Genomic DNA, 10,864 nt, shown 5'->3' on the forward strand with positions numbered 1-10,864 from the left:
AGAAGCCACTCTTGGCAAGGCACCTGTAGATTGGAATTGGCTCATTGAGGACTATGATAGAATTCGGGCGTTAATTGCCGAGGTCATTCCCGGGTTTACTGGCGTCAATGAGAAAATCAAACAGCCCGGCGGGTTCTACCTGGGCAATAGCGCGGCTGAACGCCGATGGCAGACCCCGTCGGAGAAAGCGCAATTTATGCATCATTCCCTTCCGCAGCATCTGCTGCCTGCGAACTTACGTGAACTGAGCCAGGACCCGGTGTTTGTGTTACAGACGATGCGCTCGCACGACCAGTACAATACGACGATTTATGGATTTGAAGACAGGTATCGCGGGATCTCAGGCGAACGTAAAGTGCTGCTAATCAACGCCAGTGATATTGCAGCTCTCGGTATGAACAACAATGATTTGGTGGATGTTGAGTCGCTCTGGCCTGATGGTATCGAACGTAAGATCTATGGCTTTAAGTTGGTGGCTTATGATATTCCGTCGGGCAACATTGCCGCTTATTTTCCGGAAACGAATCCTTTGGTGGCCATTGATGGTAAAGGCGATCTAAGTGATACGCCGACATCCAAGGCCATTCCGATCATTTTAATGCCAAGTGCCAGGAAGGGCGATGAGATTAATATAGTCTGCTCATAGCCACTGAGCGTGGAGCCTCCGGAAAGACCAGATGGTGCTTGCCGGAGACTGCTTTTCTGAAATGAGCTGCTAAGCCAGAATAGTTGTCAGCTGGTTCTGAGTTTACGGCTGTTCAGTCGGTTCTGGCTCGGCCAGAAACTGCTCGAGCGTGTTAATCATCGCACTAGAGCCGGCAAAGAAAGGCATTCTTTGATGTAATGAAGTTGGCGTAATATCCAGGATCCGCTCTGCGCCGTTGCACGCTTTACCGCCTGCCTGCTCTATAATAAAAGCCATCGGGTTGCATTCATAAAGTAGGCGGAGCTTACCTTCAGGGTAGGCTGCAGTACTTGGGTAGAGGTAAATTCCCCCTTTCAGCAAGTTCCGGTGAAGATCTGAAATGAGCGAGCCAATATAGCGCGATGTATATGGGCGGTTGTCCTCAGGCACATTTTCCTGGCAGTACTTGATGTATTTTTTCACGCCAGCAGGAAAGCGAATATAGTTGCCTTCGTTGGTGGAGTAGCAACTGCCGTGTTCACTGATCTGGATATTTTCATGGGAAAGACAGAAAACGCCCAGAGATGGATCATAGGTAAAGCCGTGAACCCCTTTCCCGGTGGTATATACCAACATGGTTGATGAGCCATAAATGACATAGCCTGCTGCAATCTGGCAATTGCCTGGTTGGAGAAAGTCTTCTTCTGTTGCGGGACTGCCAACCGGTGATAGGCGGCGATAGATAGAAAATATCGTACCGACTGAAGCATTAACATCAATGTTAGAAGAGCCATCCAGGGGATCGATCAGAACCACATATTTGGCGTTGCGGTTTTGCTCTTTGCTGAAAACGACAACTTCATCTTCTTCTTCACTGGCAATGCCGCATACCTGGGCGTGGGACTCGAGGGCGGCTTTGAATTTTTCATTGGCGAAAAGGTCGAGCTTTTGTTGCTGCTCTCCCTGGATGTTCTCTTTGCCCACTGCGCCGGTAATATCTATCAACCCGGCTTTGTTGATCTCACGGTTTACAATCTTGGCCGCTAATTTTATTGAAGCCAATAGCGATGATAGATCACCACTGGCATGGGGGAAGTCATTTTGTTTCTCGATGATGAATTCACCAAGCGTTTTTATATCGGACATTTCCTATCCTTGAATTCCTATTATTTGAGTCTGGCAAACAAAGTGCAATGTAACGTTTTGACTTAACATTGTTTTAGATGTGTTTTACTCCACTAATAACAAGTGTATTTGTATTTATGCTGTTATGGTGGCTGAATTTTATAGTAACGAATATTCACCGATTGAAGTATGCGCAGAGGGTAATAAGAGTGTTTCTCCATGTGCACAAGACGTCATCGTGACGGGCGACCTAATGGGTCGGGTTCGGTGTAGCCGTCACAATGTATGGCTTTGTATTGTTGGGGACAAACGCAGACAAAGATATGTTATGAGTTAAATATAAAACACTGTACATTTATCTCTATTGACCGAGTTTACCTGAACAGATGTTCCGTACCGAATTCAACAAAGAGAGATACCCATGAAAAAGCTCCTTATTGCCTCTACGATTGCGACTTTATTATCTGCCTGCGCGTACCAGCAAAAGCCGGTAGTCGATATGACAAATGTCGATTCGGTGCAATATGAACAGGACTTTTCATACTGCCAGTCGTATGCCGAGAGTGTCGACAAAGCCGAGTCGGTCAAAGTTGAGGCACAAAACGGTGCGGCGTCTGGTGCTGTGGTAGGTGCGGTAGTTGGTGGCCTGGAAGACGGGTTGGCTGGTGTTGCGGCAGGTGCCTTGGCCGGCGGGGCTATCGGAGGTGGTGCAGGCGCTTTATCAGGGGCGAATGATGCGACAGAAGTTCAGGCTAAAGTGCTTCGACGCTGCCTAGATAACAAGGGTTATGTTGTCTACGATCTTGATAATTGAGTAGTTTAAACAGAAAAAAGCGGCTCTACTTTGGCAAGAGAGCCGCTCAGCAAAAGTGGTAATTCGTTTCTAGCCCTACACTAAAAACATTCAACCGGAGCTGAAGTACACTGGAAGCAATGTGAGCAATGTCGTGCCTTCAGAGCAAGAAGATGAATCATTTTCCTCTCGTCTGAGTGCTTGTTAATAATAACCATTCTCATTTGAATTACAAGTAATTTGTTGAGAATTATTTTCATTTGAGTGTTGATATCTTGTCCAAGCCGATTTTTAGCTCAGCTCAAGGATTTCATTCAGTTGGGCTATCTCCTTTATCCAGGCTTGCTGAAGCTTGGGTTTCTGATGTTTCGGCTTTCTTGCCAAATCTTCTTCCAGCAACACTTCCAGCTCGATCAACCGGGCCAGCAACTGCTCCTGATCCGACGCCGTATTCGAGCCTGCACTCGGGGACGTTAAGGTTGATGAAATACCAGTTGGTTGTCGCGTGATGGTATCCTGACCTTGCTGTTCGCTACCGAAACCCGATAACTTTTCGTACACCTGATCAAGGTCATGCCATTCTTCGAGTTGCTGATTGTCTACCAGCCAGAAGCGGTTGCAGCTTTTTTCAATCAGCTCCCGGTCATGGCTGACCAAAATACAGCCGCCCTTAAATTGACCGAGTGTACTGGCCAGCTCTTCTTTCCCTTCCAGATCCAGATGGTTTGTCGGCTCATCCAGAAACAACAGGTGATAGTTAGCCAGCGTCAGGCCGATAAACAGAAGCCGGGATCGCTCTCCGCCACTTAGGCCAGCAACAGTCTGGCTATGGCGCAGATAGGGGAATCCGGCGCTGATCAAAGCCATTTTTCGCTGTTCGTCAGGAAGCGGGGCAAAATGGCGTAATGCCTCAAGCAGGGTATCGCTATCTTTTAGCTGTTGCAGAGTCTGATCGTAATAGCCAAGCCGCCCTTGGGGGTGAAATACAATCGCATTGCAAGCCACCTGGCGATCGACATGTTGCTGATACGCCTGCCATAGCATGCGTAACAAGGAGGATTTGCCGGTACCGTTACGACCCATAATCGCAATTCTGTCACCGCTTTTAAGCTGTTTGGCCAGTACATGGAACAGAGTAGGTGCACCGGGCTCAGGACGAACATCGAGCGCAGACAGTTCAAGCAGGCGGTTAGCCGGTAAAGGCTCACCTTTGAGTGTCAGCTGCCAGGGCGTACCGGCGCTAAGCTGGGTTTGGCTTTCCTTGAGTCGGTCAGCCCGCTTTTCCATATGTTTGGCTTTACGGGCGAGATCTTCATTATCGTAGACCTTGCCCCAGACAGCCAAACGCTTGGCGCTTTTTTCAATCCGGTTTATTTCTTTTTGCTCGGCCTGATGACGCAACTCGTCTGCCTGATCTTTCTCTTCCAGCGCCTGCCGGGCTTGTGAGCACGGAAGACGGAAAAAGAGCAGGGTTCTGTCACGCATGATCCAGGTACTGTTGGTGACTGTATCCAACAGGCGCTGATCATGAGAAACCAGAACAAAGCTGCCTTTCCAGTTGAGCAGGAAGTGTTCCAGCCAGAGCAGAGTCGGCAAATCCATGTGGTTGCTTGGTTCATCGAGCAACAGAACATCTGGCTGCCTGATCAGCGCTCTTGCCAGCAGCAGTCGGGTATGTTGCCCGCCACTGAGTGTACCGGCGTTCAGAGTCCAGTCCTGCTCCTTAAATCCCATATCAGATAGCAGCAGTTCGGCTTGCCAACTTTCTGTCTGTCTGATGCTTTCAGGTAGCCGGGCAATGACGGCATCAAGCATCGAAACTGAATGTAATTCCGCGGGAAGGTGCTGTTCTACTCGTTCAATCAGGCATTGACTGGCGTGGGTGATTTGTCCGGAGTAACCGGTAAGGGTGTTGCTGAGCAGTTTGAGCAGGGTGCTTTTGCCACAGCCGTTGTGGCCAACCAGGCCAATACGATCTCCTTTAGTGAGGGTGAAAGAAATCCCTTCAAGCAGAGGACCCGAAGTAACATCATAAGAAATAGATTGTGCAGATAGTAAAGTGCTCATTGCTTACTCAAGATTTGCGGCTGCACAGTTTGCCAGTCATTGTCCGAAGGTCGGTTCCAGGCAAAATAGTGCGCCATCGTCAAACATTTGCTGACGACAACCTTGTAAGCCAGAGTGAAGAGAACTCTAGTATGTAGTCATAATGGCTTCGCTCAAGCAGAGGTTATCGCAGCACGATATCGCAAAAACTTGAGTGATTCTGAATACCATAAAATTGTGCGAGGTGAATGTCACACAGAATCATAATAAGTCCTCCTTGTCTTAATTGATTAATCGATAAGCCGCATTGTAGTTCGAGAGTACCTGTCCCTCAAGTTTGCATAACGTTACCGGTGCTTTTTGCGAGCAATAAGACATTTCTTATTGACCTCAACTTAACTTGAGGTTTTATACTCCGCCCTATTGAATTCGGCATTGTAGATGTACCATTTATTTATCTAATAAATTCAGTACTTTGGTACAGTTATGGTCAATCTTGTCAGGCTGTTAATCGACAAGAATGACAGAGGAAAAAATGGAGGAGGGAAGAATGAATATTGCTGCTTTTTTAGATCGTATTGCCTATCAGGGGACGATTGAGCCGACGCTGGATACGTTGACTCAGCTTCAGCACCAGTTTTTGCTGTCGGTCCCTTTTGAAAACCTGCACATCCAAAACAAGACTCCTCTCGACTACTCGTCAGACGGTGTGTTCAATAAAATTGTTGTCGACCGTCGGGGCGGTGTCTGTTACGAGGCTAACGGATTATTTCATGATGTGCTGAAGACTCTGGGTTATCAGGTCGATTTCATTGGTGCTGAGATGAATTCTGGCAATGGTTTTACCGGCGAGTTTAACCATATGGCGTTGATGGTCGAGTTAGATAGTGAGCAGTATCTTGTCGATGTAGGTAATGGCAAGGCGTTTGGAATACCGAAGCCGATTCACCATACGAAGGCCTCACAGGGGGAAGATACCCAGTACAAAGTGGCAGGCTATGAGGGAATGAAGGCACTCTATGCGTTTAGCGAAGAAGGCGAGTGGGTTCCACGTTATGTTTTTGAGCTTAAGGTGAGGGAGCGTTATGACTTTGATGCCTCCTGTCACTATGTTCAGACTTCACCTGACTCTCACTTTACCCAGAAGCTGATTGTTTCCTTGTTAAAGGAAGATGGCAGGCTCACGATATCAGACCGTACCCTGATCCATACTGTCAACGGGCTTAAACAAGAGCAAGAGATCGGTACGCAGCAGGAACTCAAGCAAATCCTTGAGACAGAATTTGGATTGAAGTAAATAATCTTCAAAGCCTCGTATAACATATTGAAGTAGAATAATATTAATGCTTATTGGCTAGATGGTGGTTAGCGCTTGAATCATTTTGACTATAACCTGCTGCGGGTGCTTGAAGTGTTGCTTGAAGAGCAAAGCGTCACAGCGGCAGCATCACGGTTGCACCTTAGCCAGTCGGCGGTCAGCAAGCAGCTGGCAAAGTTGCGAGAAACTTTTGATGATCCCCTGTTCGAGCGAACAGCTCACGGGTTGAGAGCGACACCGCGTGCAATGCAACTGGCCCCGCAGTTACGTCAGGTGTTGCAACAGCTCGATCAGTTTACCCGTCCGAGCACGTTTGACCCGTCGCTCAGCCAGCGGCAGTTTCGGATTGATTTGGTTGAAACGGCCTATTCGCTCACATACCCGTGTTTTATGCCGAACCTGTTGGCTCAGGCGCCGAATATTACGCTTAACAGCCAGACATGGAACCAAGAGAGTATCGCTAAGTTGCTCCGTTGCGATATTGATATGGCAATTTGTAGCCGGGAGTGGGATGAACGTTCTCAGGTGCATATCAATACGCTGCCTGCCGAACTGAATTATGTCGAGCTGGTGCGGGATTACCCTGTTTGTTTAATCAGAAAGGATCACCCACTGCTGAAAGAAGAGTGGGATTTGGAGACTTTTCTGAAATATCGTCACCTTCAAGTTACGTTTGGCGGCATTGAGCAGTGGTTGCTGGATGAGGTACTCGGCCTTCAGCACCAGAAGCGTGATATCGCTGTCAATATGACTGATTTCTATAGCGCGATGAGCTTGTGTGAGCAGAGTGACCTCATTCTGTGTGCGCCTGCCCGGTATGCGTCAAAGATGGTCCGGCATTTTGATTTGCTGATGCTCGATGTACCCGTTGCGGTGGAGCCGGGAGCCTATGTCTTGCTGTGGCACAAGCATTTTGATCTCGACCCCAGCCACCGTTGGTTGCGAGAGCTGATTATCAATAGTGTTAGCTTTGATGGTTGAGCCATATTGCATCGGAGTTGGTTACTGGATGCCCTTGGCTATCTTGTAATGCTGTTAGACAGGAGAAATATGGAAGTTTCGTTGCGAGAAATTGAGCCACAATCCCGTAGTGTTGTGGAGAATCTTTTTCAGTACTATGTGTACGATATGTCTGAATTTATGGGCTGGCCGCCAAACGATAGCGGGCTCTATTCGTTTAATCCTTCTTTGCTTGATGCCTATTGGGCTGAGGAAGATCATTTCCCCCATTTCATTTATGTTGACAGTGAATTGGCCGGTTTTGCGTTGGTACGAAGATACCCCTCCAATCCCGCTATTTACGATATGGAGCAGTTTTTTGTATTACGGAAGTTCAAGGGGAAGGGTGTCGGTAAGCTGGCCCTTAAATCTGTACTCGAACGCTTTCCGGGGCGATGGCAGATCCGGGTTCTGGTCGAAAATACGGCGGCACTGGGCTTTTGGACTGCTGCCGTATTGGACGTTGTCGGCAGTGAGTACACGCTGTCACTACAGAATGATGTCGACTTGATGATGAACTTTATCCAGTTTGATGTGTAGGTGATCTGAACATCACTTGGATAAAAGTCGGACTAACGCTGGATTCAAACCTGGATACGCGTTCAGTTAGTGAACCGCGTTGACAGAGATAGGGAGCTTGTTACCGACTTTGAGCAGCGGTGTGATGGCCGTAATGTTGTCTTCCAGCCATTTCCAGGCAGATTTGGTCGGGATCAGTACCGGCATGCGGTCATGGTAGGGACGGCAGATCTCATTGGCGGCTGTTGTCAGCGTGACTAGTTGTGGGGTATCGCCCGGAAACCAGATCCCGGCCATATATAACGGCCGTTCGTCCCGGTGACTAAACAGATACTTCTGTTTGCGCGGTGCTCCCTCGTCATGCCATTCAAACCAACCGCTGCAGGGAATGAGACAGCGGTGATTTTGCATTGCGTGGTGGAAGGTTTTTTTCTCATTGACCGTTTCGGCCTGGGCGTTAATGATTTGCTTTTTGGCCCAGTTTGGGTGGATCCCCCATTGGACGTCCTGCTGTTCTACCGAACCCTGCACATAGATAATTGTTGATACGGTCTGGCTAGGGCGAAGGTCGAGGTTTTCTTCGGCTTTAAACTCGCAGCCGATTTCTTCGCTGACCATTTCGCTGAACATCCCGCCTGACACACTGAATCGTCCGCACATGGTGGTTACCTCTTCTTCAGTTGGTGGCTGCCTGATGCTTCCTGCCTGCGTTTTTTATTGTTATTTTAGGAATGTATAAAAAGTATGAACGGTATCAATAGATCTGCAAACGCAGTAATGAGAGGGTATACAAGCCCGGTTGTTTCCGGGCTTGTTTCAGTAGGCTATTGCGGCTTGTTGGGGTTAAAGGACATCAATCGTGATATCGTCAAAGCGATATAGCTGGCCGCCGAACTCTTTGATGAACACTTCGGCATCCGATTTCTGGGCAAAGCTGGCCAGTGTTTTGCCCATCGCCCCTCTCTTCTCTGAACCGATCACGAACCAGGCCTCGCGGGCATCGATAAAGTATTCATCTTCCGGACGCTGCCATGGTGTCTTGCTCATATCATGAACATAGACTTCTTTAATTTGGCGCTTGTTTTCCGGCTGCAGAATAAAGCTGAACAAATCTCGAGTCGAGCAGAACTTGTTCACCGTATCGGAAGACTTGCTGAAGTTCTCCCCTTTCGGTCCCGGAAAGTTGCTGATGATCATGCCACATAGGTGGCACTCATCGGCCTGTTCGATTGCCACGGCTTGCCGCACCATGGCTTGATCCGCCGATTCTTGCTCACTGCAGGCTACGCCCAATACAAGCATTAGGGCAACACTGACAGTCCTTAGAGGGGATAAAGTACGCATGTTTGTTTCCTTACTGATTTAATCGTTAAATGCTTAATTATTCTTTGAGTTATTTGCTTTATAGTTTTTTCTTTTTAAATACCAGAGCGGCGACAATTAGCGGTGTTACCACCCATCCGAGCATGAGCAACAGCATGCTTACTGGTGAATGGCTTTGATCGATGGCGACAGCCAGTACACCGTTTACATCCTCAGTATTTAGAGCGGCGAGGTTGATGAGCCGGAATAAGTCCGTTGGGTTGAACATCATTAGCTGGACCAGGTGTTGCTGTGACAGGCCTTCTTCCACCCCGACCAAAATAGCCAGCAGGGCCAGATCGAATACCAGGACAAAGAAAAACCAAATTATTAGCGCAATACCTGCTGCTTTGGACTTTTCCGACACCGCAAGACTAATCACATAGGCTATGGCGATGAAACAAAGGCCAAGCAGGGTGGCCGTGAGGATGAAAAGGCCGAAAGCCGGGACAACAGCAGTAAAGTCAGACTGGATGGCAAGCAACAAGGCGGCGCTGCCAAAGCCAAGGCCGGTAGCCAGTGAAATGATGGCGCCTTGACCCAGGAACTTTCCGATCAGTAATTGAACATGACTGATAGGGTAGGTCAGTAACAACAGCAGAGTGCCGGATTCCTGCTCGCCGACAAAGCTGTCATAGCTGAGTAGCAATGCGATGAGCGGGATCAGAAATACCGCAAGGCTGGATAGGCTGGCGATGGTCGAAGACAGGGAGGCGACGCCTAGCTGCCCGGAAGCGACCGAGCCGTAATAACTCAGTCCTAATGAAAGGACAGCAAAGATCAGGGTGATAGAGATAAGCCAGCGATTTCGCAGGCCGTCCTGAAACTCTTTAATTGCAACGGCAAAAATAGGATTCATGAGCTGATTGCCTCCGAGTTGGTTGGTACGGCCGCCTGATTGGATACTTTTTGCTGGTCGGAGACTGAAGAACCAAAGCGCGTACCATCGTTGAGATAATACTGGTAAAGCTGGTCGAGGTTGGCCGGTTCGATCTGCAGATCGGCGATCTGGTTGTATTCGAGCAGTTTACGGATCACGGTCAGCTTGTCGCACTCGGGCACGTTTAACCGGTTTTCGCCAGTTCGGAATTGGCAGAGGAAAGGGTCGTCCTGCAGCATCTTGCCAAGCCCTTCTGTCTGGATCGCAACTGGCAAGTTGGCTTGGTCGCGTAATTGGCCCAAGGTGCCCATAGCCCGTTGTTGGCCGCCCGATAAAATCATGGCCCGGTCGATATGCTGCTCGACGCCCGGCAGGATATGTGAGCACAGGATGATACTGGCCCCGTTGCTTTTCAATGCATCGACGGTTTGATAGAACTCTTTTGTCGCAATCGGATCGAGACCGACTGTGGGCTCATCGAGCAGCAGCAGTTTCGGTTCGCCCAAAAATGCCTGTGCCAGCCCCAGTCGCTGGCGCATACCTTTGGAATAGGTTTTGACCTTGCGTTTCATAGCGGCGGTGAGCCCGACCTGGTCCAGCAGGACGCTGATCTGTTTCTTGTTCACCGACTTGAGCCGCGAAAAGTAGGTGAGTACTTCCAGACCAGTAAGGTGATCATAGAAGCTGACGTTTTCCGGCAGGTAGCCAATTTGGCGCCTGCTGTGCCAAGCCTGCTTGGATTTTGGATCAATGCCAAATACCTCTACTTCACCGTGGCTGGCTTCGATGACACCAAGGATTAGCTTCATCATGGTCGTTTTACCGGCACCGTTATGGCCGAACAGGCCGAGTACTTCACCGGGAGCGAGATCCAGATTGATATTGTTAAGCGCTTCAACCTGCTGGTAGTGCTTGCCTGTATTGCGCAATGACACAATAGGAGCGGTTGTTTTGTTAGACGTTGTCATAGAAATCCTGTTACCCCGCAGTTTGGTCTTGAATCGGCGGCATGGTTTTGGTTGATTGCGGCTGGCTGATCAGCGTGTCGCCGGAGGCTGACGGGACTGTCATCAGCGGAAAGCTATCTCTTACACCGGCGGGTTTGAGTACCGGAAATTGCTTTTGGATCCAGCGCAGCATCAAAATGGCCGGACTATCAAGCAGAACCTTGGCCTCCGGATATTGCCAGATGAGCTT

At 48.9% G+C, this 10,864-nt stretch carries 11 protein-coding genes and 1 pseudogene; 5 read left to right on the forward strand and 7 right to left on the reverse strand.

Annotation, left to right across the window (positions count from 1 at the left end):
- Positions 1-646: molybdopterin dinucleotide binding domain-containing protein (locus MHN01_RS06955; RefSeq protein WP_304622844.1), on the forward strand; the 646-nt coding region annotated here is incomplete at its 5' end.
- 102 nt (positions 647-748) lie between these two features.
- Here the strand turns inward: MHN01_RS06955 and fbp are convergent.
- Positions 749-1,771 (reverse strand): class 1 fructose-bisphosphatase, encoded by a 1,023-nt coding sequence (fbp, locus tag MHN01_RS06960; RefSeq protein ID WP_239410654.1) that lies wholly within the window; start codon positions 1,769-1,771, stop codon positions 749-751.
- Positions 1,772-2,171: 400 nt separating this feature from the next.
- On the opposite strand from fbp, the gene MHN01_RS06965 reads away from it, so the two are divergent.
- Positions 2,172-2,564, forward strand: coding sequence for a glycine zipper family protein (locus MHN01_RS06965; RefSeq protein ID WP_239410655.1), 393 nt, complete (start codon positions 2,172-2,174; stop codon positions 2,562-2,564).
- A 270-nt stretch (positions 2,565-2,834) separates the two neighbouring features.
- Here the strand turns inward: MHN01_RS06965 and MHN01_RS06970 are convergent, their stop codons facing one another.
- Positions 2,835-4,610: an ABC-F family ATP-binding cassette domain-containing protein gene (locus MHN01_RS06970; RefSeq protein ID WP_239410656.1), complete on the reverse strand. Its 1,776-nt coding sequence runs from the start codon at positions 4,608-4,610 to the stop codon at positions 2,835-2,837.
- A 529-nt stretch (positions 4,611-5,139) separates the two neighbouring features.
- Between MHN01_RS06970 and MHN01_RS06975 the strand changes: the two genes are divergently transcribed.
- The 3 genes from MHN01_RS06975 to MHN01_RS06985 all read left to right on the forward strand — a co-directional run bounded on the left by MHN01_RS06975 (position 5,140) and on the right by MHN01_RS06985 (position 7,446).
- On the forward strand, positions 5,140-5,886 hold the full coding sequence (locus tag MHN01_RS06975; RefSeq protein WP_239410657.1) for an arylamine N-acetyltransferase: 747 nt from the start codon (positions 5,140-5,142) through the stop codon (positions 5,884-5,886).
- A gap of 75 nt (positions 5,887-5,961) precedes the next feature.
- The gene (locus MHN01_RS06980) at positions 5,962-6,888 is read left to right on the forward strand and encodes a LysR family transcriptional regulator (protein ID WP_239410658.1); all 927 of its coding nucleotides are present in this window, start codon (positions 5,962-5,964) and stop codon (positions 6,886-6,888) included.
- Positions 6,889-6,957: 69 nt separating this feature from the next.
- The gene (locus tag MHN01_RS06985; protein WP_239410659.1) at positions 6,958-7,446 is read left to right on the forward strand and encodes a GNAT family N-acetyltransferase; all 489 of its coding nucleotides are present in this window, start codon (positions 6,958-6,960) and stop codon (positions 7,444-7,446) included.
- Between the two features lie 66 nt (positions 7,447-7,512).
- Here the strand turns inward: MHN01_RS06985 and MHN01_RS06990 are convergent, their stop codons facing one another.
- From MHN01_RS06990 to MHN01_RS07010, 5 genes and pseudogenes are all read right to left on the reverse strand, one after another.
- Entirely contained in the window at positions 7,513-8,085 is a 573-nt protein-coding gene (locus tag MHN01_RS06990; RefSeq protein ID WP_239410660.1) for an SOS response-associated peptidase, read from the reverse strand.
- A 183-nt stretch (positions 8,086-8,268) separates the two neighbouring features.
- Positions 8,269-8,769 carry a nitrous oxide reductase accessory protein NosL gene (locus MHN01_RS06995; protein WP_239410661.1) on the reverse strand — a complete coding sequence of 167 codons (501 nt, stop codon included), beginning with the start codon at positions 8,767-8,769 and terminating at the stop codon, positions 8,269-8,271.
- A 58-nt stretch (positions 8,770-8,827) separates the two neighbouring features.
- Positions 8,828-9,646, reverse strand: coding sequence for an ABC transporter permease (locus MHN01_RS07000; protein WP_239410662.1), 819 nt, complete (start codon positions 9,644-9,646; stop codon positions 8,828-8,830).
- Entirely contained in the window at positions 9,643-10,635 is a 993-nt protein-coding gene (locus MHN01_RS07005) for an ABC transporter ATP-binding protein (protein ID WP_239410663.1), read from the reverse strand. The genes MHN01_RS07000 and MHN01_RS07005 overlap by 4 nt, the downstream gene beginning before the upstream one ends.
- A gap of 10 nt (positions 10,636-10,645) precedes the next feature.
- Positions 10,646-10,864 (reverse strand): annotated as a pseudogene (locus MHN01_RS07010) (copper-binding protein); the annotation flags it as partial.

The sequence above is a fragment of the Photobacterium sp. OFAV2-7 genome, from assembly GCF_022347985.1.
Classification (GTDB): Bacteria; Pseudomonadota; Gammaproteobacteria; order Enterobacterales; family Vibrionaceae; genus Photobacterium.

What these genes read in the sequence shown, in the direction of transcription:
- fbp (WP_239410654.1), bottom strand. Translation starts at nt 1,771, where the DNA reads ATGTCCGATATAAAAACGCTTGGTGAATTCATCATCGAGAAACAAAAT.
- MHN01_RS06965 (WP_239410655.1), top strand. Translation starts at nt 2,172, where the DNA reads ATGAAAAAGCTCCTTATTGCCTCTACGATTGCGACTTTATTATCTGCC.
- MHN01_RS06970 (WP_239410656.1), bottom strand. Translation starts at nt 4,610, where the DNA reads ATGAGCACTTTACTATCTGCACAATCTATTTCTTATGATGTTACTTCG.
- MHN01_RS06975 (WP_239410657.1), top strand. Translation starts at nt 5,140, where the DNA reads ATGAATATTGCTGCTTTTTTAGATCGTATTGCCTATCAGGGGACGATT.
- MHN01_RS06985 (WP_239410659.1), top strand. Translation starts at nt 6,958, where the DNA reads ATGGAAGTTTCGTTGCGAGAAATTGAGCCACAATCCCGTAGTGTTGTG.
- MHN01_RS06990 (WP_239410660.1), bottom strand. Translation starts at nt 8,085, where the DNA reads ATGTGCGGACGATTCAGTGTGTCAGGCGGGATGTTCAGCGAAATGGTC.
- MHN01_RS06995 (WP_239410661.1), bottom strand. Translation starts at nt 8,769, where the DNA reads ATGCGTACTTTATCCCCTCTAAGGACTGTCAGTGTTGCCCTAATGCTT.
- MHN01_RS07000 (WP_239410662.1), bottom strand. Translation starts at nt 9,646, where the DNA reads ATGAATCCTATTTTTGCCGTTGCAATTAAAGAGTTTCAGGACGGCCTG.
- MHN01_RS07005 (WP_239410663.1), bottom strand. Translation starts at nt 10,635, where the DNA reads ATGACAACGTCTAACAAAACAACCGCTCCTATTGTGTCATTGCGCAAT.